At 70.9% G+C, this 24,215-nt stretch carries 23 protein-coding genes; 10 read left to right on the top strand and 13 right to left on the bottom strand.

Translation table 11 applies throughout. The features are described from left to right. Window positions 1-51: 51 nt before the first annotated feature. Both ACFYYH_RS25610 and ACFYYH_RS25605 read right to left on the bottom strand, forming a co-directional pair. A complete protein-coding gene (locus ACFYYH_RS25610) occupies window positions 52-1,023 on the bottom strand; it encodes an aldose epimerase family protein (RefSeq protein ID WP_388555347.1) in 972 nt (323 codons plus the stop codon). A gap of 154 nt (window positions 1,024-1,177) precedes the next feature. Next, window positions 1,178-2,116 (bottom strand): SGNH/GDSL hydrolase family protein, encoded by a 939-nt coding sequence (locus ACFYYH_RS25605; RefSeq protein WP_388555345.1) that lies wholly within the window; start codon window positions 2,114-2,116, stop codon window positions 1,178-1,180. Between the two features lie 271 nt (window positions 2,117-2,387). On the opposite strand from ACFYYH_RS25605, the gene ACFYYH_RS25600 reads away from it, so the two are divergent. Continuing rightward, the gene (locus ACFYYH_RS25600; RefSeq protein ID WP_388555342.1) at window positions 2,388-2,882 is read left to right on the top strand and encodes a DUF3145 domain-containing protein; all 495 of its coding nucleotides are present in this window, start codon (window positions 2,388-2,390) and stop codon (window positions 2,880-2,882) included. Window positions 2,883-2,915: 33 nt separating this feature from the next. Beyond that, complete coding sequence (locus ACFYYH_RS25595) at window positions 2,916-3,791, top strand: NAD(P)-dependent oxidoreductase (protein WP_388555339.1); 876 nt, start codon at window positions 2,916-2,918, stop codon at window positions 3,789-3,791. 158 nt (window positions 3,792-3,949) lie between these two features. Here ACFYYH_RS25595 and fabF read toward each other — a convergent pair whose 3' ends face one another. The 5 genes from fabF to ACFYYH_RS25570 form a co-directional block, all read right to left on the bottom strand. Continuing rightward, on the bottom strand, window positions 3,950-5,212 hold the full coding sequence (fabF, locus tag ACFYYH_RS25590; RefSeq protein ID WP_388555336.1) for a beta-ketoacyl-ACP synthase II: 1,263 nt from the start codon (window positions 5,210-5,212) through the stop codon (window positions 3,950-3,952). Between the two features lie 88 nt (window positions 5,213-5,300). Further along, window positions 5,301-5,552: an acyl carrier protein gene (locus tag ACFYYH_RS25585; protein WP_388555333.1), complete on the bottom strand. Its 252-nt coding sequence runs from the start codon at window positions 5,550-5,552 to the stop codon at window positions 5,301-5,303. Between the two features lie 66 nt (window positions 5,553-5,618). Then, window positions 5,619-6,620 (bottom strand): ketoacyl-ACP synthase III, encoded by a 1,002-nt coding sequence (locus ACFYYH_RS25580; RefSeq protein WP_388555331.1) that lies wholly within the window; start codon window positions 6,618-6,620, stop codon window positions 5,619-5,621. Between the two features lie 12 nt (window positions 6,621-6,632). Further along, window positions 6,633-7,574 (bottom strand): ACP S-malonyltransferase, encoded by a 942-nt coding sequence (locus ACFYYH_RS25575; protein WP_388555467.1) that lies wholly within the window; start codon window positions 7,572-7,574, stop codon window positions 6,633-6,635. An 89-nt stretch (window positions 7,575-7,663) separates the two neighbouring features. Further along, a complete protein-coding gene (locus ACFYYH_RS25570) occupies window positions 7,664-8,863 on the bottom strand; it encodes a PucR family transcriptional regulator (RefSeq protein ID WP_388555328.1) in 1,200 nt (399 codons plus the stop codon). A gap of 119 nt (window positions 8,864-8,982) precedes the next feature. Here ACFYYH_RS25570 and ACFYYH_RS25565 point away from each other — a divergent pair, with 119 nt between their 5' ends. After that, window positions 8,983-9,654 (top strand): pirin family protein, encoded by a 672-nt coding sequence (locus ACFYYH_RS25565; protein WP_388555326.1) that lies wholly within the window; start codon window positions 8,983-8,985, stop codon window positions 9,652-9,654. Window positions 9,655-9,726: 72 nt separating this feature from the next. Here ACFYYH_RS25565 and ACFYYH_RS25560 read toward each other — a convergent pair whose 3' ends face one another. Both ACFYYH_RS25560 and ACFYYH_RS25555 read right to left on the bottom strand, forming a co-directional pair. Then, complete coding sequence (locus ACFYYH_RS25560) at window positions 9,727-10,545, bottom strand: serine hydrolase domain-containing protein (RefSeq protein WP_388555324.1); 819 nt, start codon at window positions 10,543-10,545, stop codon at window positions 9,727-9,729. An 18-nt stretch (window positions 10,546-10,563) separates the two neighbouring features. Continuing rightward, complete coding sequence (locus ACFYYH_RS25555; protein ID WP_388555322.1) at window positions 10,564-11,034, bottom strand: GNAT family N-acetyltransferase; 471 nt, start codon at window positions 11,032-11,034, stop codon at window positions 10,564-10,566. Window positions 11,035-11,120: 86 nt separating this feature from the next. On the opposite strand from ACFYYH_RS25555, the gene ACFYYH_RS25550 reads away from it, so the two are divergent. Next, window positions 11,121-11,585, top strand: a complete 465-nt coding sequence (locus tag ACFYYH_RS25550) for a MerR family transcriptional regulator (RefSeq protein WP_388555320.1) — start codon at window positions 11,121-11,123, stop codon at window positions 11,583-11,585. 6 nt (window positions 11,586-11,591) lie between these two features. Further along, the gene (locus ACFYYH_RS25545; RefSeq protein WP_388555318.1) at window positions 11,592-12,608 is read left to right on the top strand and encodes an aldo/keto reductase; all 1,017 of its coding nucleotides are present in this window, start codon (window positions 11,592-11,594) and stop codon (window positions 12,606-12,608) included. Window positions 12,609-13,029: 421 nt separating this feature from the next. On the opposite strand, the gene ACFYYH_RS25540 is transcribed toward ACFYYH_RS25545, so the two are convergent. From ACFYYH_RS25540 to ACFYYH_RS25530, 3 genes are all read right to left on the bottom strand, one after another. Further along, complete coding sequence (locus ACFYYH_RS25540; protein ID WP_388555316.1) at window positions 13,030-13,923, bottom strand: DUF4429 domain-containing protein; 894 nt, start codon at window positions 13,921-13,923, stop codon at window positions 13,030-13,032. A 122-nt stretch (window positions 13,924-14,045) separates the two neighbouring features. After that, window positions 14,046-15,272 (bottom strand): alpha/beta hydrolase, encoded by a 1,227-nt coding sequence (locus ACFYYH_RS25535; protein WP_388555314.1) that lies wholly within the window; start codon window positions 15,270-15,272, stop codon window positions 14,046-14,048. Between the two features lie 380 nt (window positions 15,273-15,652). Beyond that, window positions 15,653-16,384 (bottom strand): TetR/AcrR family transcriptional regulator, encoded by a 732-nt coding sequence (locus ACFYYH_RS25530; protein ID WP_388555311.1) that lies wholly within the window; start codon window positions 16,382-16,384, stop codon window positions 15,653-15,655. 128 nt (window positions 16,385-16,512) lie between these two features. Between ACFYYH_RS25530 and ACFYYH_RS25525 the strand changes: the two genes are divergently transcribed. Beyond that, a complete protein-coding gene (locus ACFYYH_RS25525) occupies window positions 16,513-18,120 on the top strand; it encodes an MFS transporter (RefSeq protein WP_388555308.1) in 1,608 nt (535 codons plus the stop codon). A 215-nt stretch (window positions 18,121-18,335) separates the two neighbouring features. Beyond that, window positions 18,336-18,674, top strand: coding sequence for a peptidase inhibitor family I36 protein (locus ACFYYH_RS25520; RefSeq protein WP_388555464.1), 339 nt, complete (start codon window positions 18,336-18,338; stop codon window positions 18,672-18,674). Window positions 18,675-18,854: 180 nt separating this feature from the next. On the opposite strand, the gene aceE is transcribed toward ACFYYH_RS25520, so the two are convergent. Continuing rightward, a complete protein-coding gene (gene aceE, locus ACFYYH_RS25515; RefSeq protein WP_388555305.1) occupies window positions 18,855-21,587 on the bottom strand; it encodes a pyruvate dehydrogenase (acetyl-transferring), homodimeric type in 2,733 nt (910 codons plus the stop codon). Window positions 21,588-22,113: 526 nt separating this feature from the next. Here aceE and ACFYYH_RS25510 point away from each other — a divergent pair. The 3 genes from ACFYYH_RS25510 to ACFYYH_RS25500 all read left to right on the top strand — a co-directional run bounded on the left by ACFYYH_RS25510 (window position 22,114) and on the right by ACFYYH_RS25500 (window position 24,137). Next, on the top strand, window positions 22,114-22,551 hold the full coding sequence (locus ACFYYH_RS25510; protein WP_388555302.1) for a DUF3052 domain-containing protein: 438 nt from the start codon (window positions 22,114-22,116) through the stop codon (window positions 22,549-22,551). 261 nt (window positions 22,552-22,812) lie between these two features. Further along, a complete protein-coding gene (locus ACFYYH_RS25505; protein WP_388555299.1) occupies window positions 22,813-23,313 on the top strand; it encodes a peroxiredoxin in 501 nt (166 codons plus the stop codon). 248 nt (window positions 23,314-23,561) lie between these two features. Then, window positions 23,562-24,137, top strand: coding sequence for a TerD family protein (locus tag ACFYYH_RS25500; RefSeq protein ID WP_066944470.1), 576 nt, complete (start codon window positions 23,562-23,564; stop codon window positions 24,135-24,137). The last annotated feature ends 78 nt before the right edge of the window (window positions 24,138-24,215 follow it).

Raw genomic sequence — 24,215 nt, 5'->3', positions numbered from 1 at the left:
CCCTCCGCCGGACGCCCGCCGGACCCTCCGCCGACGCGTGCAGGACAGGGCCTACCGGACGCCGAAGCGGTAGACCGTCGTCGAGCGGAACTCCTCACCCGGCCGCAGCACCGTGTCCGGGAACGACGGGCGGTTCGGGGAGTCCGGGAAGTGCTGGGTCTCCAGCGCCACACCGTCACCGGGAGCGTAGGGCTCGCCGTCGAAGTGGTCCCCGGTGTAGAGCTGGAGCCCCGGCTCCGTCGTGATGACGGTCAGCACCCGGCCCGACACCGGGTCGTACAGCTCCGCCGCCGGGTCCTCGCCGTCGAGGACGAAGTTGTGGTCGTAGCCGGTCCCCACCGGGCGCGGCTCGCGGAAGTCGAAGCGCGTCCCGTCCACCGGCGCGAGCTCCCCGGTCGGCACGCCCGTCCCGTCCACCGGGGTGATCCTGCCCGCCGCGATCCGCAGCTCGTGCCCGGCGGCGCTGCCACTGCCCGCGCCGCCCAGGTTCCAGTAGGTGTGGTTCGTCAGATTCACCGGGGTCGGGGCGTCCGTCACCGCGCGGTACTCGATCCGCAGCGCGCCGTCCTCGTCCAGCGAGTGGACCGCCGAGACCTCCAGCCGGCCCGGGAACCCCTCCTCGCCGTCCGGACTGGTCCGCGACAGCCGTACCCCGTGCTCACCGGCCTGCTCGGCGTCCCAGACCCGGCGGTCGAAGCCCCGCGCACCGCCGTGCAGACTGTTCGGCCCGTCGTTGGGCGTGAGCCGGTGGATGCGTCCGTCCAGGGTGAAGGCCGCGCCCGCGATGCGGTTCGCGTACCGCCCGACCAGCGCTCCGAAATAGGGGCCGCGCGAGCCCAGATAGCCCGTCACCTCGGCGAAGCCGAGCGCCACATTGGCGACGGTGCCGTTCCGGTCGGGAATCTCGACCGACTGCACCACGCCGCCGTACGTCAGCAGACGCAGCCGGGTCCCGGCCCGTTCGAGGGTCCAGCGGTGAACGGGCGTACCCTCGGGGGCCGCGCCGATGCGCTCCGTGTTCATGACAGTCACGATCGAGCACCCTACGCCGGGCCGGCGCGGGCGGCTACGGACCCTCCGCACGGGCGGCCACGGACCCGCCGCGCGGGCCGCGCGGGCGATGCGGGACCGGACCTGCACGGGGGTGTGGCCGATGCGGTGCCGGACCGCACCGCACCTACGCGGGCGGATCCGCCGCGGTGATGTTGCGGTACGCGATCTCCGCCAGCCGGCTCTGCCCGTTCTTGCTGGGATGGAACCAGTCCCAGTGGCTGAGCTGCTCCCCGGTGAACCGGTAGTCGAAGACCGCGCCGCCGTCGTACCGGCAGCGCAGATCCTTCGCGCAGACGTCTTCGAGCACCTTGTTGTAGGCCACGACCCGGTCGTACACGACGGCCCTGCGGCGCTGCGCCGGCTCGCTCATGTCCTGCGAGTCCCCGAGCATCGAGGCACAGATCCCCAGCTTCCAGATCTGCCGGCCCAGCGGATTGCCGCGGCCGGTGGACCAGAGCCGCTTGAGATCCGGCACGCTCGACACATACACCTGTGCCTTGGGCGCCCCGGCGCGCAACTGGCGCATCGATGCCTCGAAGGACGTACGGAAGTCCTCGACCGGCGTCATCTGCTTCGGGGAGTCCCGGCAGGCGTCATTGGCCCCCACCATGACCGTGACCAGCTCGGGCCCGTGCTGCGCCGCCTGGGCCATCTGGCCGGGCAGATCGGCCATCCGGGCGCCGGTCACCGCGTGGTTCCAGCTCCGCTGCTTCAGCGCGGGCGCCCCCAGGAGCCGGAGCGAGAGACTGCGCACCTCCATGTCCGTACCCGTCGCCCAGGACACCTCGGGGCAGTCCGCCAGCACCACACAGGCGTCGAAGCCACGGGTGATCGAGTCACCGACCGCGGCCACGGAGGCGGGGGCGCGGTCCCAGACGGGGGTGGGACGCGGGGACGGGCCGGTGCTCTTCGACGCGGTGCCGGAGGAGGAGCCGCCGAGGGAGTCACAGCCGGCCAGCACCCCGGTCGCGGCGAGCACGGCGGCCGTGACGGCGGCGAGCCCGGCGCGCGGGCGCCGCCGGTCCGTACGGCCCCGGCACCCGCTCCGAAGGCTCTTGCGCATGACGGCCCCTCCCCGTTCGGCGTCCTCAGGCATCCGGCGGCGTCCTGCCGAGTGAAAGCTTCGCGCATATCGGTCCCAGGACCGACCGTACGTCACCCCGGGCACCCCGCCGCACGGTAGCTTTTCCCACGTCGAACCAGAGGCGCCCTGATCTCTCGGCTCCGGTAAATTACATCACGTCACATGCTGTCCCTTTTGCGGAGTTTTACTCCCGATGCTGTTTACTGAGGCCGCTGGGAAAGGCGAACCTCGTCCCACACTGGAGGTCCCGGTGACGACACGTGGAGTTCTGTACGTTCACTCCGCACCGCGCGCGATGTGCCCCCACGTCGAGTGGGCGGTGGCCGGAGTTCTCGGTCTGCGGGTCCAGCTCGACTGGATCCGCCAGCCCGCCTCGCCGGGCACCTGGAGAGCGGAAGTCTCCTGGAAGGGCCGCGAGGGCACCGCGTCCAAGCTCGCCTCCGCGCTGCGCGGCTGGCAGATGCTCCGCTTCGAGGTGACCGCGGAGCCCTGTCCCACCGCCGAGGGCGAGCGCTACAGCGCCACACCCGACCTGGGGATCTTCCACGCCGTCACCGGAATGCACGGCGACATCCTGGTCCCCGAGGACCGGCTGCGGGCCGCGCTGGCCCGCTCCCAGCAGGGCGAGACCCAGTTGGAGGCGGAGATCGCCAAGCTGCTCGGCAAGCCGTGGGACGACGAACTGGAGCCGTTCCGGTACGCCGGCGAGGGCGCCCCGGTCCGCTGGTTGCACCAGGTCGTGTGAGCGGGCGGGGCCACTCCGTCCTACGGTGGTCCCATGGCTGATCAACTCGCAGTAGCTGTCCTCGGCACGGGCATCATGGGTGCCGCGATGGCCCGTAACCTCTGCCGCGCCGGACACGACGTCCGGGTCTGGAACCGCACTCCCGCCAAGGCCGAAGCCCTCGCCGCCGACGGCGCGCGGGTCGCCGCGACCCCCGCCGAGGCCGTGACCGGCGCGGATGTCGTTCTCACCATGCTGTACGACGGACCCGCCGCCCTGGAGGCCATGACCGCCGCGGGCCCCGGTCTGCGCCCCGGTGCCGTCTGGCTCCAGTCGACGACCGCCGGTGTCGAGGCGATCCCCTCGATGGCCGGGCTGGCCCGTCAGCAGGGACTGGTCTTCGTGGACGCGCCGGTGCTCGGCACCAAGGGACCCGCGGAGAAGGGCCAGTTGGTGATCCTGGCCGCGGGACCCGAGGAGGCGCGCGGCCCGGCCACCCCCGTACTCGACGCCATCGGCAGCCGCACGGTCTGGCTGGGCGAGGACGGCGGCACCGGCGCCGCCACCCGGCTCAAGCTGGTCTGCAACAGCTGGGTGCTGGCCATCACCGGCGGTGCGGCCGAGGCGCTCGCCCTGGCCAAGGGGCTGGACGTCGACCCCAGGCACTTCCTGGACGCCGTCTCCGGCGGCGGGCTGGACTGCGGCTATCTGCACGTCAAGTCCGACGCGATCCTCGACGACGACTACGACCCGAGCTTCACCGTCGTCACGGCGGGCAAGGACGCCCGTCTGATCGTGGAGGCGGGCGAGGCCCACGGCGTACGGCTGGACCTCGCGGCGGCGAACGCGGAACGCTTCCGCCGGGCGGAGGCCCAGGGCCACGGCGACAAGGACATGGCGGCGACCTACTTCGCCAGCTTCGACGCCTGACCGGGACCCAGGACCCGTCCGACGCACGACGGGCGCGTGCCGGGTCCCCGGCCCCGAGGGCCGGTGGACGGGGCACGCGCCCGTGAGCGGCGCGTTCGGACCGTGTCGCGCGTCGGGCCGGGCCGGACCATCAGGCCGTGCCGGGCCGTACGCGGGCGTCAGACCGTACGGAGCGCCAGCACCACGTTGTGGCCGCCGAAGCCGAACGAGTTGTTGATCGCCGCGATCGTGCCGCTCGGGAGCGCCCGGGGCGTGTCGCGCACGATGTCCGCGTCCACCTCTTCGTCGAGGTCGTCCACATTGATCGTCGGCGGTGCCACCCGGTGGTACAGCGCGAGCACCGTGGCCACGGTCTCGATACCGCCCGCGCCGCCCAGCAGATGCCCCGTCATCGACTTGGTGGCCGAGACGGCGACATGGTCCAGATCGTCACCGAGGACCCGGCGCAGCGCCTTGACCTCGGCGACATCGCCCTGCGGGGTGGAGGTCGCGTGCGCGTTGAGGTGCATCACCTCGGACGGCTTGAGGTCCGTGTTCTCCAGCAGGTTCTCCATGGCCTTCGCGATACCGCGGCCGGTGGGCTCGGGCTGGGCGATGTGATGGGCGTCGGAGGACAGGCCCTGGCCCAGCACCTCGCAGTAGGCGCGCGCGCCGCGCGCCGCGGCGTGTTCCGCGGACTCCAGGACGACGACACCCGCGCCCTCGCCGAGGACGAAGCCGTCACGGCCCTTGTCGTAGGGGCGGGAGGCCTTGGTGGGCTCGTCGTTGTTCTTCGACATCGCCATCATGTTGGCGAACGCGGCGATGGGCAGCGGGTGGATGGCCGCCTCCGTACCGCCGGCGACGACGACATCGGCGCGGCCGGTGCGGATCATCTCCACGGCGTAACCGATGGCTTCCGCGCCCGACGCGCAGGCGGAGACCGGGGTGTGCACGCCCGCGCGGGCGCCCACCTCCAGACTCACGTTGGCGGAGGGGCTGTTCGGCATCAGCATCGGCACGGTGTGCGGGGAGACGCGGCGCTCGCCACGCTCCTTCAGCACGTCGTACTGGTCGAGCAGGGTGGTGACGCCGCCGATGCCGGAGGCGATCACGGTGCCGAGGCGGTCGGGGTCGACAGCGGGGTCCTCGCCGGCCTTGGCGGTGTAACCCGCGTCCGCCCAGGCCTCCCTGGCCGCGATCAGCGCGAACTGCGCCGAGCGGTCCAGTCTGCGGGCGAGCGGACGGGGCAGTACATCGCCCGGGTCGACTGCCGCCACCGCGGCGATATGGACCGGCAGGCTGGTGAAGCGCTCGCCCTCCAGGGGACGGACCCCGGAGCGGCCCGCGAGCAGACCTTCCCAGGTCGATGCGCTGTCGCCACCCAGTGGTGTGGTTGCGCCGATACCGGTGACGACCACGGTGCGATTGGTCGAGCTCACTGGAATTCTTTCTCCACGTGTAGAGGGTGCTGAATTTTTACGGCGCCACCACCGGGTGGCGTGTGCCGCGCGATCCGGGTCAGGCGGGTCAGGCGGCCTGGTGCTTCGCGATGTACTCGGCGGCGTCGCCGACCGTCTTCAGGTTCTTCACGTCGTCGTCCGGGATCTTGACGTCGAAGCGCTCTTCGGCGGCGACGACGACCTCGACCATGGACAGCGAGTCGACGTCCAGGTCGTCGGTGAAGGACTTGTCCAGCTGGACGTCCTCGACCGGGATACCGGCGATCTCGTTCACGATCTCGGCGAGACCGTCGACGATCTCTTCCAGGGTGGCGGCCATGTGGGCGCTCCTTCGATTGTACGCAGAGGGATATATCGGAACACGCTCCGGAAAGATCCGGTGTGCCTAGGGGAGGGTAACGACCGTCGCGGCATAGACGAGACCCGCCCCGAAGCCAATGACGAGCGCGGTGTCGCCGCTCTTCGCCTGCCCGGTCGCCAGAAGCCGCTCCATCGCGAGCGGGATCGAGGCGGCCGAGGTGTTGCCGGTGGTCTCGATGTCACGCGCGACCGTGACGCTGTCCGGCAGCTTCAGAGTCTTCACCATCGAGTCGATGATCCGCATATTGGCCTGGTGCGGAATGAAGACATCCAGGTCTTCCGAGCTGATTCCGGCCGCGTCCAGCGCCTGCTGGGCGACCTTCGCCATCTCGAAGACGGCCCAGCGGAAGACGGCCTGGCCCTCCTGCGTGATGGCCGGGAACTTCTCCACCGTGCCGTCGCGGTAATCGTCCCACGGCACGGTCTGCTTGATGGTGTCGGACTTGTCGCCCTCCGAACCCCAGACCGTCGGTCCGATCTGCGGCTCCTTGGCGGGGCCGACCACGACGGCCCCCGCGCCGTCACCGAAGAGGAAGGCCGTGGCGCGGTCCTCCAGGTCCGTCAGATCGGAGAGCCGCTCCACCCCGATCACCAGGACATGCTCGGCCGAGCCCTCGACGACCATGCCCTTGGCCAGGGTCAGTCCGTAACCGAAGCCCGCGCAGCCGGCGGAGATGTCGAACGCGGCCGGCTTGCCCGCACCGATCTTGTCCGCGATCTCGGTCGCGATGGCGGGGGTCTGCTTGAAGTGCGAGACGGTGGAGACCACCACGGCGTCGATCTGCTCGGGAGTGATCCCGGCGTCGGCGATCGCCTTGCCCGACGCCTCGACGGACATCGCGGCGACGGTCTCCTCGGGCGAGGCCCAGTGGCGGGTCGCGATTCCGGAGCGGGAGCGGATCCACTCGTCCGACGAGTCGATCGTTTCGAGGATCACCTCGTTCGGCACGATCCGGGTCGGGCGGTAGCCTCCCACGCCCATGATGCGCGCGTACGGGGCGCCCTTGCTGGGCTTGATCTTCGACATGCTCTCTGGCTCCTATTCAGCCGTGGAGGAGTGCTCGGCGATCAGCGTGCGGGCCGCGTCGAGGTCGTCGGGGGTCTTCAGCGCGACGGTCTTCACTCCGGGCAGGGCCCGCTTGGCGAGACCCGTCAGGGTGCCGCCGGGGCACAGCTCGATGAGAGCGGTCGCACCGCGCTCCTGGAAAGTCTCCATGCACAGGTCCCAGCGGACCGGATTGGCGACCTGACCGACCAGGCGCGTCACGATTTCGGCTCCCGTCGCGACGGCCTGTCCGTCGCGGTTCGAGATGTACGGCACGGCCGGATCGGAGACGACCAGCGATCCGGTGGCCACTTCGAGCTTCTCCACCGCGGACGCCATATGGTGCGTGTGGAACGCCCCGGCGACCTTGAGCGCCACCACCCGCCGCACGCCCTCGGGCTTGTCGGCCTCCAGCGCGGCGAGTTGTTCGAGCGTGCCCGCGGCCACGATCTGGCCCGCGCCGTTCACATTCGCCGGCGTCAGACCGAGCTTCCCCAGATGAGCGAGGGTGGTCTCCGGGTCGCCGCCGAGGAGCGCCGACATACCGGTCTCGGTGACGCCCGCGGCCTCGGCCATGGCCAGCCCGCGGGCCCGTACGAGTTCCAGGGCCGCTTCGTCGGAGAGCACCCCGGCCAGTGCCGTGGCGGCCAGTTCACCGACACTGTGGCCGGCCGTGGCGCCGATGTCGCGCGCCATGTCCGCGGTGGCGGGGAAGAGCTGACGGGCCGACAGCAGCGCGGCGGCGACCAGCAGCGGCTGGGCGACCGCGGTGTCACGGATCTCGTCCGCGTCGGCGTCCGTGCCGTAGTGGACCAGATCCAGGTCGATGGCGGCCGACCATGCCCGCAGCCGGTCTTCGGCACCGGGCAGTTCGAGCCAGGGAGTCAGGAAGCCGGGCGTCTGAGCGCCTTGGCCGGGAGCGACGAGTACGAGCACTCTCACACTCTCTCTTGTGGACGGGTCGTATCGCCCGTGAGGACAAGGACGAAGAACCGTCAGGGGAATTGTTGGAGTACGACAAAAGTCTAGGTCTGGGGGTCTCCGTCGGCCAGACGCCCCAGGATCAGGGCAATCCGCAGCGTGAAGGCGGATCTGACATCGGACGGTGACCATCCGGTGACGTCAGTCACACGTCGGAGCCGGTAGCGCACGGTGTTGGGGTGAACGAAGAGCATCCGGGCGGCGCCTTCGAGACTGCTCGCCTGCTCCAGATAGACACTCAGAGTCTCCAGCAGCGCCGACCCCGCCTCTTCCAGCGGTCTGTAGATCTCCTCCACCAACTGCTCACGCGCGGCCGGGTCCGAGGCGATGGCGCGCTCCGGCAGAAGATCGTCGGCGAGCACCGGACGCGGCGCGTCCTGCCACGCGAAGCACGCCTTCAGCCCCGCCGCCGCGGCCTGCGCCGACCTGGTGGCGGACAGCAGATCGGGCACCACGGGGCCCGCGACGACCGGGCCCGCGGCGTACGGGCCGATCAGCGCCTTGGCGACCTGGAGCGGATTGTCGCTGCCGCCCGCGATCACCACGAGCCGGTCGCCCAGCACCCCGGTGAGCACCTGGAGCTTGGCGTGCCGGGCGGCCCGCCGGATCGCCTCGACGGTCAGCTCGCTGTCCCCGTCCGGGGCGGTGCCGAGCAGCACACAGACATGCTCGGGGGAGTTCCAGCCGAGGGCGGCGGCCCGTGAGACGGCGCCCTCGTCGGCCTCGCCGGAGAGCACGGCGTTCACGACGAGCGACTCCAGCCGCGCGTCCCACGCGCCCCGGGCCTCGGCGGCCTGGGCGTACACCTGGGCGGTGGCGAAGGCGATCTCCCGCGCGTACACGAGCAGCGCCTCACGCAGCGCGGACTCGTCGCCGGGCGCCGCGACCTCCTCGATCGCCGTCTCCATGACCTCGATCGTGGTCCGCACCATCTCGACGGTCTGGCGCAGGGTGATCGCCCGGGTCAGTTCGCGGGGGGCGGTGCCGAAGACATCGGTGGAGATGGCCTGGGGGGTCTCCGGGTGCCGGAACCACTCGGTGAACGCCGCGATACCGGCCTGGGCGACCAGCCCGATCCAGGAACGGTTCTCCGGCGGCATCGCGCGGTACCACGGCAGCGTCTCGTCCATACGGGCGATGGCGTTCGCGGCGAGCCGTCCCGAGGACTGCTCCAGCCTGCGCAGTGTCGCGGGATGCGGATGGGGTTCGTTCGAGGGTTCAGGCACGGGACAAGAGTGCCTCATCGCGGCGGGTGCCCGGCGGCCCGGGGTGGGAGGGCGCCCCGGGGCCCGCACCGCGCCCGCGCGTACCGGAACACCGCGGGAACCGGTCCGATCCACGAGAAACCCCCTACCGTTGAGCTGTGATTCTCGTACGGCACGCAGCGCAGCGTCATGTCGGCGGTGACCCCGGCGCGGGCATCGAGTCCCTGCACGCCTTCTCCTTCGGGCGCCACTACGATCCGGACAATCTTCGCTTCGGCGCGGTCCTCGCCTGCAACGAGGAGCGGCTCGCGCCGGGCGCCGGGTTCGGTGAACATCCGCACAGCCATACGGAGATCGTCACCTGGGTCGTCGAGGGCGAGCTGACGCACCGCGATTCGGCCGGGCACGCGACGGTGGTCGGGACGGGGGACGTCCAGCGGCTCAGCTCGGGTGGCGGGGTGCGGCACGAGGAGCGCAACGACGGTGAGCGCCCGCTGGTCTTCGTACAGATGTGGCTCGCGCCGCTGGAGCCGGGCGGCGAGCCCGCCTACGAGATCGTCCGGGGTATCGCCGACTCCACGCCGTACGCCCTGCCCCAGGCCGGCGCGATGCTGCATGTACGGCGTCTTCAGGACGGCGAGCGCTCCGCCGTGCCGGACGCGCGGTTCGTCTATGTCCATGTGGTGCGCGGCGGGGTACGGATCGAGGGCGGGGGCGGGGCGGGCGAGAAGCTGGCCCCCGGTGACTCCGCGCGGATCACGGACGCCGAGGGGCTGGAACTGACGGCGGGCCCGGCGGCGGAGGTGCTGCTCTGGGAGATGACGGGCTGAGGGACCGGGCCGGGGCGGTGCGGGGACGGTGCGGGGAGAGGGGGCCGGGCGGTCCTCGGGCCGCCGGGGAGGTCAGCCCGCGCGCAGCTCCGCCAGGACCGCGTCGGTGAAGGGCGGCCAGGCCTCGACCGCCCAGGGCCCGAAGGCCCGGTCGGCCAGCGCCACACAGGCGGCCCCCGCGTCCGGGTCGATCCACAGGAACGTACCGGACTGGCCGAAGTGCCCGAAGGTACGCGGTGAGGACGAAGTACCCGTCCAGTGCGGGGACTTGGCGTCCCTGATCTCGAAGCCGAGACCCCAGTCGTTGTTCTTCTGGTGGCCGTAGCCGGGCAGGACGCCGGAGAGCCCCGGGTGGACGACGGTCATCGCCTCCAGCACCGTGCGCGGATCGAGCAGCCGGGGCGCCTGGACCTCGGCGGCGAACCGCACCAGATCGTCGACTGTCGAGACGGCGTCCCTGGCCGGTGACCCCTCGAAGGTGGTCGAGTCCATGCCCAGCGGTTCGAGCACCGCCTCGCGCAGATAGTCGGCGAACGGTATGTCGGTGGCCTTGGCGACATGCTCGCCCAGCACCTCGAAGCCCGCGTTGGAGTAGAGTCGGCGGGTGCCCGGCGCGCCGGTCGCCCGGTGCTGGTCGAAGGCGAGACCGCTGGTGTGCGCGAGCAGATGGCGGACCGTGGAGCCCTCGGGCCCGGCCGGCTCGTCCAGCTCGACCGCTCCCTCCTCGTACGCCACCAGCACCGCGTACGCCGTGAGCGGCTTGGTCACGGAGGCGAGGGGGAAGCGGTGCGACGTCGGTCCGTGGGTGCCGGTGACGGTGCCGTCCGCCCGTACGACAGCGGCCGCGGCGGTCGTCACCGGCCAGTTCTCGATCAGTGCCAGGCTCTGCATGGCTAGAGCGTAGAGGACTCAGAAAGTCAGTCTCATGGAGGGATCGGGGGTACGGACGAACCCCAGCGAGGCGTACAACGGCTCGCCCTCCCGGGACGCGTGCAGATGGATCTTCCGCACGCCACGGGCCCGGTACCAGTCGAGCAGCGCCTCCAGGCACGCCCGGGAATGGCCGCGCCTGCGCAGGTCCGGATCGGTGGCGACATTGAAGACATGGCCGCTGACCCCCGTGGGATTGGTGGGGCCGCCGAGCCGGTGCTCGACCGTGCCGGCCGCGCAGGCGGCCAGCTCGCCCGGCCGCCCGGGACGGTCCACGACGAACGCGACCAGGGTGGCGTCGGGCTCGGCGAGCCTCGCGCGCAGCACCTCGGCCACGGCCGGCTGCCAGCCGGTGTCCGGGTCGGGCCCGCGGTAGGAGTCGAACATGACCTGGCGGAGTCGGACCAGTTCCTGGGCGTCCTCGGGCACTGCCCGGCGTGCGTGGCTCATGGAACGGAGTCTCGTTCAGGCCACCGGGAAACTCCTGTCATTTTCGGCTTGCTTCGAGTGCACTCCAAGGATCTAGCGTGGACGGCATGACCCTGACCGAGAGCAGTCCGGTACCTGCCGAGCGTGTGGACGTGTGCGTGGCGCCGCCCCGCCGGCATCCACGCCCCGACGGTGAGGACCGCTACACGATCAGCGAGGTCGCCGCCTTCACCGGACTCACCGCGCACACCCTGCGCTGGTACGAGCGGATCGGTCTGATGCCGCACATCGACCGGTCGCACACCGGGCAGCGGCGGTTCAGCAACCGGGATCTCGACTGGCTGGCCTTCGTCGGAAAGCTGAGACTGACCGGGATGCCTGTCGCGGACATGGTCCGGTACGCCGAGCTGATCCGGGTAGGCGAGGAGACGTTCGAGGAGCGGCAGGAACTGCTGGAGCGGACCCGGCGCGATGTGCTGAACCGGATCACGGAGCTCCAGGACACGGTCGCCGTCCTCGACCACAAGATCAGCTTTTACGCGGACGCCCGCTGGGCGTCGGAGAGGGCCTGAATCCCGATGAGCGAGAGCAAGATCGAAAAGGTACGGCTCGGGACCGGCGGCCCTGAGGTCGGAGCCCAGGGGCTCGGCTGCATGGGTATGAGTTTCGCGTACGGGCCGAGGGACCAGGACGAGGCACGCGCCACCCTGGAGCGCGCCCTGGAGCTGGGCGTGACGCTGTACGACACGGCGGACGCGTACGCGGCGGGCGAGAACGAGAGGCTTCTCGCGCCGTTCGTGGGGGCGCACCGCGACGAGATCGTGCTGGCGACGAAGTTCGGGCTCGGTATCGACCCGGAGGACCACACCAAGCGCACCATCCGCAATGACGAGCCCTACATCCGCCGGTGCGTCGAGGGGAGCCTCGAACGTCTCGGCGTCGACGTGATCGACCTCTATTACATGCACCGGCGCGATGTGAACGTCCCCATCGAGGAGACGGTCGGCGTGATGGCCGAGCTGGTGAGCGAGGGCAAGGTCAAGCACCTGGGACTCAGCGAGGTCACCGCCGGGGAGCTGCGCGCGGCCCAGGCGGTGCACCCGATCACGGCGGTGCAGTCCGAGTGGTCGCTCTTCAGCCGGGACATCGAGGCGAAGGTCGTCCCGGCCGCCGTGGAACTCGGCGTGGCGCTCGTGCCGTACTCCCCGCTCGGCCGAGGCTTTCTGACCGGCGCGTTCGTCCACGCCGACCGTGAGCTGGGGGACGACGACTTCCGCCGCCAGCAGCCCCGCTTCACGGGCGAGAACGCCGCCGCGAACGCCGCGCTGCTCGAACCCGTGCGGAAGATCGCCGAGGGGCGGAACGCCACGCTGGGGCAGGTCGCGCTCGCCTGGGTGCAGCAGCGGGCGGCGGTGCACGGGCTGTCCGTCGTACCGATCCCGGGGACGAGCAGGCGCACCCGTGTCGAGGAGAACACCGCCGCCACGCATCTCATCCTCACGGACAGCGAGCTGCGGCTGCTGGAGCCGATCGCGGGCCAGGTGGCCGGCGCCCGCTACGCCGACCCGACGTTCTCCTCGGCGGGCCGCGAGTAACCGCTGGGGCGTCGTGCCCGCCTGGGGTGCGCGCCCGCGTGGGGCCGCCGCCCGGGGGTGTGTCCGCCCGCGGGGCCGGGCCGCCCGGGGTCGTGCCGGCCCGGGGCCCGTGCCCGCTTGGGGCTGTGCCCGTCCGGGGCCGGTGCCCGCTTGGGGCTGTGCCCGTCCGGGGCCGGTGCCCGCTTGGGGCTGTGCCCGTCCGGGGCCGGTGCCCACGGGGGGCCGTACCTCCGGGGGGCGCTGCCCCCCTGTGCCCGCGCCCGTCAAGCTCGGGTGCGGTGCCGCGCCGGGGGTGTGTCCGCCCGCGGGGCCGGGCCGCCCGGGGTCGTGCCGGCCCGGGGGCCCGTGCCATGTGGGGCCGTGGCTCCCGGGCCGGTGGTGTCCCGGGTCGGGGCGCGCGGGGGTGGGGACGGCCCTCGGGTCAGAGTTCCGCCAGGAGCTCCGCCTTCTTCGCCGAGAACTCGTCGTCCGTCACCAGACCCGCCTGGTGCAGCTCACCGAGGTGGCGGATACGGTCGGCCACATCCGCCGGGTCGCGGCGCAGGGACGCCACTGCGGGCACCGGTACCGGGGCGCGCTTCGAGGCCGCCTCCTGGACCGCCGCCAGCACCGCCGCCGCGAACGGCAGCGACTCGTGGACCGGGCCGTAGCCGGGTCCGAAGACGACCGCCGCCGGGTCGTGGTCCGCCTGCGCCGGCTGCGCCGGTCCCGTACCCGTGACGGCTGCGTCGCGCCGCAGCAGCCGCAGATAGCCGTCGATCAGCTCGGGGGAGCGCCACTCGACCCCGTGCAGCTCCTCCACCGGGAGGTTCTGGTCGCCCGCCTTCCACTTGGTGCTGGAGGCACCCGTCCGGAACCAGCGGAAGGACACCCGGTCCCCGTCGAAGACGGCCTTGCCGTCGTACGCCTTGAAGTGCAGCGGAGGCGCGGGAGCGGCCACCAGATAGCGCTCGGCCGGCTCCTGCCCGTCCCGTACCCCCCGCGCCAGCGCGGCCCGCAACTGGTCGGCGTAGTACTCGGCGAGGGTGTCGCGCTCGGCCGGGACCACCAGCCGGTAGGGATCGCCGCTCTCCCTGAGCTGTCCGGCCGCCGCCTCCACGAGCGGGTCGGCCCCGGCTCTCGGCACGGCGCGCAGCACCACCGTGCCCCGCTTTCCGGGAGTGAGCGTCACCGATGACAACGCCTCGTGGGGGATACGGCGTTCGCCGAGCGCCTGGAAGAGCTTCGGCGTTCTGATCCCCCGTTCGAAGCGGATGAGCACGGAGTCGCTGTCGAACTCCCAGGTGGCATGAATCCCCGCGAGCACATCACCCATGTGCCTCATCGTAGGCGGCGTGCGCCCGTGCGTCGCCTGCCTCAGCGCAGGAATTCTACGCGCGTGGTCCGCGTACGCCCGCTCCGCGTGCCCCGCGTGCGCGGGTCCCCGCGGCCGGGCCGTCAGGCCTGGCCCGTTCCGCTCCCGCCGTCCTCGGGGATTCCGCTCACACAGCCGTCGTCGCCGTCCGCGCAGCTCACCGTCGTGTACGAGCCGACGCCGATGCCCGCGAAGTTGTGCAGGCTCTCGGTGCCCGGTTCGAAGTAGCCGCTGTGGCCGGCCGCACCGGCCGCCGAGAGCACCCGGGCCCCGAAGGCCCGCTCCATCGGGTCCGCGCCGTGCCCGAGTCCGCCGACCGCGAGGTACGGCACGTCCTCGATCCAGTCGTCACGGTCCCGCATGGCCCATACGCGGGCGTCGGTACGGAGCTGCCGCGCGTTCTCCACCCGCATGCCGGGGCTGCCCGCGACCGCCACATCGGTGACCCGGGCCGGCAGGGCGCGCGCCGCCACCCCGCACACCACGGAGCCGTAGCTGTGGCAGAAGAGCGAGACCCGGGAGGCGCCCGGGAGCGCGCGGGTCAGCGCGGCGAGCCGTACGGCGCCCTCCTCCGCGAGCTTGCCGATGGCGGCGTCCATGCCGAGCCCGGCGGGCGAGGTGTAGTCGGCCCAGGCGATGACGGCGGTACGCGTGCCGGTGTCGGCCGCCCGCTCGGCGGAGTACAGCGACTCGGCCATGCCCACCGGGGCCGTGTACCAGCGCTCCGTCCGCTCGAAGGTCAGCACGTTCGTGTCGACCCCGGGCACGACGACCGAGACCCGCTGGGCGCGTTCGAGATCGCCGAACACCTCCGCGGCCCGGCCCTTCCCCGAGGGGTCGAACGCGAGGATCTGCCGGTCCCCGCCGAGCATCGACTCGTAGCGGTGCATCCGGCGGCCGGCCTGCCGCCGGCCGTCGTTGGAGAGTCTGGTGTCGTGCATACGCCGCTCCTCCACCGTGAGCGCCCCCATCAGGGCCAGCCGGTTGGCGCGGTAGCGCAGCCCGACGGGCGCGCCGTTGAGATTGCCGACGACCAGCGGGTACGTGGCGGCCAGCCGCTCCTGTTCCTCTGAGGTCAGCGAGGCGAAGAACGCGGCGAGCCGCTTCGGCGGCGAAGCGGGGTTCGGCAGGTGCCGCACGCCTATCCGGCCCCGCTCCCACGCACTGAGCGCGGCTTTCAGGGGTTCGCCGGGGCCGCGCTGACGCTGGACGGCGGTCCAGCCGGTGGTCGACAGCATCACGAAGACGACGGCGAGGGCGAGCAGGGCGCGCCAGACGTTGAGCGTGGGAGAGGAGTCGAAGGAGGTCACTGTTCAACCAGACTAGGACGGGCGCGGGAGGCCTCGCGACGCGGGTGATACGGATCACGGACGGGGGAGGATTGAACCGACGGTAACCTCACCGGCCGTGCAGAGGGCGCGCACGCTCCGGCGCGTTGTGGGTGTATGCCGGTCCAGACGGGCGTACGGGGGATCGGACGGGCGTACGGGGACGGGGGATCGGGCGGACGTACGGGGAGCGGCGGGAAACAACCGCGTGTCTACGGAGAACGGGGGATCCGGCCGCGTACGGCCGTACGGGGCACGGGAGCGGGGACGGGAACCGTCCTACGCGTCACCGGAATCGCCCCGGCCGGTACGAGGTGCGAGGTACGGGGGCGGGGAGCGGGGAGCGAGTACGGGCAGGGCGGTCAGCCGCGCGGACGGCGGACGGGACAGCACGCCCGCCCGCCGCGCGTCCGGGCCGTGCCCCAGTCCTCGGCGAGCGCGGGACCGAGCTGGTCGAGATACCTCTCGGACAGTTCGCGCAGGGTCTCCAGGCTGGTGTCCTGCCCCTTGCCCCAGAGCCGGCCCGTCACCCGCATCACGCCGGTGAACGCGGCGACGGCCACCCGTGGCCGCGGATCGGCGTCCACGTCCAGGCCCTCGCGGTCGGCGACCAACTGGGAGAGGCCGTCCTCCAGGACGGCGGAGCGGCGCAGATGGACGGCGAGCAGGGCCGGGGTCGACTCGATCATCTGGTACGTCCGCATATACAGATCGACGGGGATGACCGACTGGATCGTCTCGCCGACCGAGGTCCAGGCGGAGGTGACGGCGTTGCGCATCGCCTCCATCGGCCCCTCCGCGGCGGGCCGGACCCGCAGGGCCTCGACGAAGGTGCTCTCCACCATCTCCACGACGGCCAGGGCCACTTCTTCCTTGCTGGCGTAGTAGCGGAAGAAGGTGCGCTGCGACACCTCGACGGCGTCCGCGATCTCGTCGATGGTGGTGCGCTCGTACCCCTGGGTGGTGAACCGTTCGAGTGCCTCACGCAGCAGGGCGTCGCGGGTGCGCTGCTTCTTGCGGGCGCGCAGTCCGGCCGGCCGTCCGGCCACCGCCGTCCTGTCCTGCCCGGCGGCTGTGTCCTGCCCGAGGGTCACCGAATGGTCCTCATTCCACCGCTTTCCATCGTGATGCGCCCTGCTCAATAGAACTGTGAGCTACATGACAGTTACCAACTTGTGAAATGGTTTGTCAACTGTCAGCGGCTGACATTAGCGTACCCGGTATGACTAGTCAGACCACCGTCGACAAGGCGCCACAGAGCCCGGAACACCCGGCGCCCGCGCCAACCAAGGGACTGCGTGGCCATCCCTGGCTGACCCTCTTCTCCGTGGCGATCGGCGTCATGATGGTGGCCCTCGACGGCACCATTGTCGCGATCGCGAACCCTGCCATCCAGAAGGACCTCGGCGCCACTTTCGCCGATGTGCAGTGGATCACCAACGGCTACTTCCTCGCGCTCGCCGTGGCCCTGATCACCGCGGGCAAGCTCGGTGACCGCTTCGGCCACCGGCAGACCTTCCTCATCGGTGTCACCGGCTTCGCCGCGGCCTCCGGTGCCATCGGCCTCTCCGACAGCATCGCCCTGGTGATCGTCTTCCGGGTGCTCCAGGGCCTCTTCGGCGCACTGCTGATGCCGGCCGCGCTCGGCCTGCTGCGCGCCACCTTCCCCGCCGAGAAGCTCAATATGGCCATCGGTATCTGGGGCATGGTCATCGGTGCCTCCACCGCGGGCGGTCCGATCCTCGGCGGTGTGCTGGTCGAGCATGTGAGCTGGCAGTCCGTCTTCTTCATCAATGTGCCGGTGGGTGTGATCGCCCTGGTGATCGGCACGGTGATCCTCAGGGACCACCGGGCGGAGAACGCCCCGAGGTCCTTCGACATCCTCGGCATCCTGCTGCTCTCGTCCGCGATGTTCTGTCTGGTCTGGGCGATCATCAAGGCGCCCGTCTGGGGCTGGGGCTCCGGCACGACCTGGCTCTTCATCGGCGTCTCGGTGGCCTGCTTCGTCCTCTTCGCCATCTGGGAGGGCAAGGTCAAGGAGCCCCTCGTACCGCTGGGGCTCTTCCGCTCCGTCGCGCTCTCCGCCGGTGTGGTCCTGATGGTGCTGATGGCCGTCGCCTTCCTGGGCGGCCTCTTCTTCGTCACCTTCTACCTCCAGAACGTGCACGGCATGAGCGCGGTCGACAGCGGTCTGCATCTGCTGCCGCTCACCGGCATGATGATCGTCGGATCGCCACTGGCGGGTCTGCTGATCACCAAGGTCGGCCCGCGTATCCCGCTGGCCGGCGGTATGGCCCTCACGGCCGCCGCCATGTTCGGTATGTCCACCCTGGAGACCGGCACGGGCAGTGTCGCCATGTCGATCTGGTTCGCGCTGCTCGGCCTCGGCCTGGCCCCCGTCATGGTGGGCGCGACCGAGGTCATCGTGGGCAACGCCCCGATGGAGCTGTCCGGAGTGGCCGGCGGGCTCCAGCAGTCCGCCATGCAGATCGGCGGCAGCCTCGGCACGGCCGTGCTCGGTGCCGTCATGGCCTCGAAGGTCACCAACGATCTGCCGGGCAACTGGACCGCCGCGGGACTGCCGCCGCTCACCCCCGAGCAGACGGACGCGGCGGCCGAGGCGGTCCAGGTCGGCGTGCCTCCGGTGGCGCCCAACACCCCGGCCGAGATCGCCGAGAAGATCACCGGTGTCGCCCACGACACCTTCATGTCCGGCATGGGGCTGGCCTGTCTGGTGGCGGCCGGGGTCGCGACCGTGGCGATCTTTGTCGCGCTGCTGACGAAGCGTGGGGTCAACGCGGACGCGGCGGGCGGAGGGGTGCACATCTGACGTCACCCCCTGGGTGACCCGACGTCAACTCAGCGCCTGGAACAGCCCCGCCGGAACCTTCCGGCGGGGCTGTCGCCTATCCGGGTGGAGGGTGCCCCGACCCCTTTCGTCGGCCGAGCGCCGCAGGTCAGAGTGGTGTTGACCGATTTCGTCACACACGGGGACCGATTCCTATGCGCAAGATCATGTTCATGTTCATGTCCGTGCTCGGCACCATGCTCGCCGCCGCGCTGCTCCCGGCGGCGGTCGCCGAGGCGGCCCCGCCGCCCCGCCTCGGGGCGTGTGCCACGGGCGAGCTGTGCCTCTGGGAGAAGGCGGACTTCGGGGGCGCGCGGCAGACGTACGAGCTGTCCGGCACGGACATCGCGAGCTGTGTGCCGCTCCCGCCGGGCAGGACGGTCCAGTCACTGGCCAACCGCACCGGGCGCAACGTGACCACCTACCAGTCCGCGGAGTGCGCGGAGACGGGGGAGTTCGAGACCTATCCGGGCAAGGGGACCTGGGTGCCGGGGTCGCCGTACCGCGTACGGGCCTTCAAGCTCTGGGAACGCTGACCACGGGGGATCGCCACCGGCGCCCCGGCCCCCCTGGCGCCCCGGCCCCCGGCGCCCGCGGCGACGCCTGACGGCCACCGCCACCGGCCCCTGGCGCCCCGGCCGCCGTCCGGGAAACGGGCGTGGGCGGCGGGACCCCGTGGTCCCGCCGCCCCCGCGCCGCCGGTCTGGTGCCCGCCGTCAGGCGTCGCCGCCCTCCGTGCCCGGGTCGGCGGCCGACGCGTCCAGCAGCCGGTAGCGGTCCACCGCCTGCTTCAGCACCGAACGGTCGACCTTGCCCTCCTTCGCCAGCTCGGTCAGCACCCCGAGCACCACCGACTCGGCGTCGATGTGGAAGAAGCGGCGGGCCGCGCCCCGCGTGTCCGCGAAGCCGAAACCGTCCGCGCCCAGCGACTGGTACGTACCGGGAACCCAGCGCGCGATCTGGTCGGGCACCGAGCGCATCCAGTCGGAGACCGCCACGAACGGACCCTCCGCGCCGGACAGCTTCCGGGTCACATACGGGACGAGCTGCTCCTCCTCCGGGTGGAGCAGATTGTGCCGCTCCACCTCGACGGCCTCACGGCGCAGCTCGTTCCAGGAGGTCGCCGACCAGACGTCGGCCCTGACGTTCCACTCCTCGGCGAGCAGCCGCTGGGCCTCCAGCGCCCACGGCACGGCCACCCCGGACGCCAGGATCTGGGCCGGGATCGAGCCCCGCTCCCCGCGCCTGAAGCGATGGATCCCCTTGAGGATGCCGTCCACGTCCACATCGGCCGGCTCGGCCGGGTGCTGGATCGGCTCGTTGTAGACGGTGAGGTAGTAGAAGATGTCCTCGCTGTCGGGCCCGTACATCCGGCGCAGCCCGTCCTTGACGATATGCGCGATCTCGAAGCCGTACGCCGGGTCGTAGGCGACACACGCCGGGTTGGTCGATGCCAGCAGATGCGAATGGCCGTCCGCGTGCTGGAGGCCCTCACCGGTCAGTGTCGTACGTCCGGCGGTCGCGCCCAGGACGAATCCCCGGGCGAGCTGGTCGGACATCTGCCAGAACTGGTCGCCGGTCCGCTGGAAACCGAACATCGAGTAGAAGACATAGACGGGGATCAGCGGCTCGCCGTGCGTGGCGTACGCCGAGCCCGCCGCGATCAGCGAGGCGGTACAGCCCGCCTCCGAGATGCCGTCGTGCAGCATCTGGCCGGTCGGTGACTCCTTGTACGCGAGCAGCAGCTCGCGGTCCACGGCCTCGTACTGCTGGCCCAGCGGGTTGTAGATCTTGGCGCTCGGGAAGAACGAGTCCATACCGAACGTGCGGTACTCGTCGGGGGCGATCAGCACGAACCGCTTGCCGATCTCCTTGTCCCGCATCAGGTCCTTGAGCAGCCGGACGAACGCCATGGTGGTGGCGATCGACTGCTGGCCCGAGCCCTTCTTCACCGCCGCGTAGGTCTTGTCCTCGGGAAGGGTCAGCGGCTTCGCCCGCACGACCCGGGTCGGTACGTACCCGCCCAGCGACTTGCGCCGGTCGTGCATGTACTGGATCTCCTCCGAGTCCCGGCCGGGGTGGTAGTACGGCGGCAGGCCGTCCTCCAGCTCACGGTCGGTGATCGGCAGATGCAGCCGGTCGCGGAAGCCCTTGAGGTCGGAGACCGTCAGCTTCTTCATCTGGTGGGTCGCGTTGCGGCCCTCGAAGTTCGGCCCGAGGGTCCAGCCCTTGACCGTCTGCGCCAGGATCACCGTCGGCTGGCCCTTGTGAGCCTTGGCCGCCGCGTACGCCGCGTACACCTTCCGGTGGTCGTGACCGCCGCGGCCGAGGTGCAGCACCTGGTCGTCGGTCATGTTCTCGACCATCGCGCGCAGCCGCTGGTCGTCCCCGAAGAAGTGCTCGCGGATATACGCGCCGGTCTCGGTGGCGTACGTCTGGAACTGACCGTCCGGTGTGGTGTTCAGCCGGTTGACCAGGACACCGTCCCTGTCCTGCGCGAGCAGCGGGTCCCAGGAGCGGTCCCAGACGAGCTTGATGACATTCCAGCCGGCGCCCCGGAACTGCGACTCCAGCTCCTGGATGATCTTGCCGTTGCCACGCACCGGGCCGTCGAGCCGCTGGAGATTGCAGTTCACGACGAAGGTCAGATTGTCCAGACCCTCACGGGCGGCGATGGAGAGCTGGCCCAGCGACTCGGGCTCGTCCATCTCGCCGTCGCCGAGATACGCCCAGACATGCGAGGCGGAGGTGTCCGCGATACCGCGCGCCTCCATATAACGGTTCATCCGCGCCTGGTAGATCGCGCCGAGCGGACCGAGGCCCATCGAGACGGTCGGGAACTCCCAGAAGTCCGGCATCAGCCGCGGGTGCGGGTAGCTGGACAGGCCGTACGGTGCCTTCGACTTCTCCTGGCGGAACGCGTCGAGCTGGGCCTCGCTCAGCCGGTCCAGCAGAAAGGCGCGGGCGTAGATGCCGGGGGAGGCATGGCCCTGGAAGAAGATCTGGTCGCCGCCGTCGCCGTGGTCCTTGCCCCGGAAGAAGTGGTTGAAGCCCACGTCGTACAGGGAGGCGGAGGAGGCGAAGGTGGCGATATGGCCGCCGACGCCGATCCCCGGGCGCTGTGCCCGCGAGACCATCACGGCCGCGTTCCAGCGGGTCGCGTTGAGGATCCTGCGCTCGATCTCCTCGTTGCCGGGGAAGAACGGCTCGTCCTTGGTGGCGATGGTGTTGACGTAGTCCGTGCTGCGCATCTCGGGCACGGCCACGCGCTTCTCCCGCGCGCGCTCGATCAGCCGCAGCATGAGATAACGGGCGCGCTCACGGCCTCTCTCGTCGACAGCGGCGTCGAGCGAGTCGAGCCACTCCTGGGTCTCTTCGGGATCGAAGTCCGGGACCTGACTGGGCAGGCCGCCAATGATGATCGGGTTGCGATCGGATCCGGAAGCCACGCTTGTCCTTCGCTGTTGGTCGTGTCGTGCCCTGCACACGGTCGATGCGGTGCACGCCGTCGAATACTGCTGCTACGCGGGCCCGGCGGTCCGAGGGTTCGCCGGAGCCCCCCAGGGAGTGGCCACGCACGCCGCCTCCATCGTGTACCGCTGCGGGGGAAACGTCATCTCTACCCGGGGGTAACCCGGGGTATCCGGGGAGATCTCGTCCCTCACCCGGTTTCCGCTGTCGGTCAAATCGCAACCTTACGCCCAACCCGTCTATGTGTTTCGTTCGGCCGTTCGGACCTGATTGGCGTACCGAAGCGGCATAACATGGCGAAGAAGGATGAATCGCATGGCCCGCGTTACAGGAGGCGATGGCGAAGTGACAGGAGATGCGGCGAAGAGGCCTGGAACGTCACCGTTTCGGCGGTCTCGGCGGCCGGGTACTTGCGCGATCCGCCCCGCCCGTGTGGACTACGGCCAATGCCCCGCGTACGCGCGGGTCTGAAGCATTTTCCGAAACATGATCAGGAGGCAATCCGTGAGCGCGACCGCGGACCACGCGGAGGAACGGACCAACCTTGCCGCACGGCTGGGGTTCGAACCCGGACAGGTGGTCCAGGAGATCGGCTACGACGAAGACGTCGAGCAGGAGCTCCGCGAGTCCATCGAGGCTGTCATCGGCCAGGAGCTTGTCGACGAGGACTACGAGGACGTGGCCGACGCCGTCCTGCTGTGGTTCCGTGACGAGGACGGCGACCTTACGGACGCGCTGGTGGACGCCATCGGTCTGATCGAGGAGGGCGGAGCGGTCTGGCTGCTGACGCCCAAGACCGGCCGTGATGGCTACGTCGAACCGAGCGACATCAACGAGGCCGCCCAGACCGCAGGCCTGTCCCAGACCAAGAGCATCAACGCCGGCAAGGACTGGACCGGCAGCCGGCTCGTCACTCCCAAGGCGGCGAAGTCGAAGCGCTGACCCCGGGCGCCCCGAGGAGGGCGCGATACGCGGCAGCATCTTCCGTGCAGCCTTGACGGCCCCCGCCGATCTCCGTCGGCGGGGGCCTCGCGCGCCCGGGGGACCCGTGCGGTCCGGGGAGCCCGCGCGCCCGGGGCCTCCCCTCGGGGCCGGCCGTACGGGGTCTCTCCCCTGAGGGGCGGCCGTTACGGGGCCTCCCCTACGCTGGGCGGCGTCCGATGACATCCGGGGCCCTGTCCCGCTAGCGGAAGGACATGTCCCATGGCGATCGAGGTCGGCGCCCTCGCTCCGGACTTCGCACTGAAGGACAACCACGGCCGGACCGTGCGGCTGTCCGACTTCCGCGCGGCCGGGAGTGCCGCCGAGGACGGTGCCGACGGCGCCGACGGCGGGAGGAACGTGGTGCTGGTCTTCTACCCCTTCGCCTTCACCGGGGTCTGCACCGGCGAGCTGAGCGCGCTCCGTGACGAGCTGTCCTCGTTCGTCAACGAGGACACCCAGCTCCTCGCCGTCTCGAACGACTCCATCCACACCCTGCGTGTCTTCGGCGAGCAGGAGGGCCTGGAGTACCCGCTGCTGTCGGACTTCTGGCCGCACGGCGAGGTCTCGCGCGCGTACGGTGTCTTCGACGAGGAGAAGGGGTGCGCCCTGCGCGGGACGTTCGTCATCGACAAGGAGGGCGTCGTGCGCTGGACCGTCCTCAACGGTGCGCCGGACGCCAGGGACCCCGGCGACTACCTCAAGGCGCTGGCCGCGCTCTGAGCCCTCCCGGCGCACCACGGAACGCACCGGCCGCTCCGGCCGCACCGGACACCTCCGACGAGCCGCCCAGGCCGGAATCAGGGTCCGGCCCCCGGGAAATCGCACAGTGGTGGGGAACCGGTCACTAGGATCCAGTCGTTGATCCGATGCCAACGCTTCAGGGGGCGTGCGGCCGCGGCGTCAGCCGCCGGCCGGCGGCGTCACCGCCGGCCACGGCCGCCGGCCCCGAGAAACCAAAGGGAGGACTCGTGGGAGTCAGCCTCAGCAAGGGCGGAAACGTCTCGCTGACCAAGGCCGCGCCCAACCTGACCGCGGTCACCGTGGGTCTGGGCTGGGATGTCCGTACGACCACCGGCAGTGACTTCGACCTCGACGCCAGCGCCCTGCTGACCAACGCCGAGGGCAAGGTCGCCGTCGACGGCAACTTCGTCTTCTTCAACAACCTCAAGAGCCCCGACGGCTCCGTCGAGCACACCGGTGACAACCTCACCGGTGAGGGCGAGGGCGACGACGAGGCGATCAAGGTCAATCTGGCCGCGGTCCCCGCCGATGTCGACAAGATCGTCTTCCCCGTCTCGATCTACGAGGCGGAGAGCCGTCAGCAGTCCTTCGGCCAGGTGCGCAACGCGTTCATCCGCGTTGTCAACCAGGCCGACAACAACGAGCTGGCGCGGTACGACCTGAGCGAGGACGCCTCGACGGAGACCGCGATGGTCTTCGGCGAGCTGTACCGCAACGGCGCGGAGTGGAAGTTCCGCGCCATCGGCCAGGGGTACGCCTCGGGGCTGCGCGGTATCGCGCAGGACTTCGGCGTCAACGTCTGACTGACCCCGCTCGTCCGCCCGTGTCCGGCGCCGCACACTTCCGTGCGGCGCCGTACGCGTCTCGTATTCGTACGCGCA

This window comes from Streptomyces sp. NPDC002018 (assembly GCF_042890865.1).
In the GTDB taxonomy this organism is placed as follows: domain Bacteria; phylum Actinomycetota; class Actinomycetes; order Streptomycetales; family Streptomycetaceae; genus Streptomyces.
This window is presented reverse-complemented; position numbering and strand designations above follow the sequence as displayed.

Bases quoted from the DNA above. Each gene is read 5' to 3' on its own strand.
- ACFYYH_RS25505 (WP_388555299.1), top strand. From the start codon at position 22,813: ATGGCGATCGAGGTCGGCGCCCTCGCTCCGGACTTCGCACTGAAGGAC.
- ACFYYH_RS25560 (WP_388555324.1), bottom strand. From the start codon at position 10,545: ATGCAGAGCCTGGCACTGATCGAGAACTGGCCGGTGACGACCGCCGCG.
- ACFYYH_RS25555 (WP_388555322.1), bottom strand. From the start codon at position 11,034: ATGAGCCACGCACGCCGGGCAGTGCCCGAGGACGCCCAGGAACTGGTC.
- ACFYYH_RS25525 (WP_388555308.1), top strand. From the start codon at position 16,513: ATGACTAGTCAGACCACCGTCGACAAGGCGCCACAGAGCCCGGAACAC.
- ACFYYH_RS25585 (WP_388555333.1), bottom strand. From the start codon at position 5,552: ATGGCCGCCACCCTGGAAGAGATCGTCGACGGTCTCGCCGAGATCGTG.
- ACFYYH_RS25610 (WP_388555347.1), bottom strand. From the start codon at position 1,023: ATGAACACGGAGCGCATCGGCGCGGCCCCCGAGGGTACGCCCGTTCAC.
- ACFYYH_RS25595 (WP_388555339.1), top strand. From the start codon at position 2,916: ATGGCTGATCAACTCGCAGTAGCTGTCCTCGGCACGGGCATCATGGGT.
- ACFYYH_RS25520 (WP_388555464.1), top strand. From the start codon at position 18,336: ATGCTCGCCGCCGCGCTGCTCCCGGCGGCGGTCGCCGAGGCGGCCCCG.
- ACFYYH_RS25570 (WP_388555328.1), bottom strand. From the start codon at position 8,863: ATGAGGCACTCTTGTCCCGTGCCTGAACCCTCGAACGAACCCCATCCG.
- ACFYYH_RS25545 (WP_388555318.1), top strand. From the start codon at position 11,592: ATGAGCGAGAGCAAGATCGAAAAGGTACGGCTCGGGACCGGCGGCCCT.
- ACFYYH_RS25580 (WP_388555331.1), bottom strand. From the start codon at position 6,620: ATGTCGAAGATCAAGCCCAGCAAGGGCGCCCCGTACGCGCGCATCATG.
- ACFYYH_RS25540 (WP_388555316.1), bottom strand. From the start codon at position 13,923: ATGGGTGATGTGCTCGCGGGGATTCATGCCACCTGGGAGTTCGACAGC.
- ACFYYH_RS25550 (WP_388555320.1), top strand. From the start codon at position 11,121: ATGACCCTGACCGAGAGCAGTCCGGTACCTGCCGAGCGTGTGGACGTG.
- ACFYYH_RS25605 (WP_388555345.1), bottom strand. From the start codon at position 2,116: ATGCGCAAGAGCCTTCGGAGCGGGTGCCGGGGCCGTACGGACCGGCGG.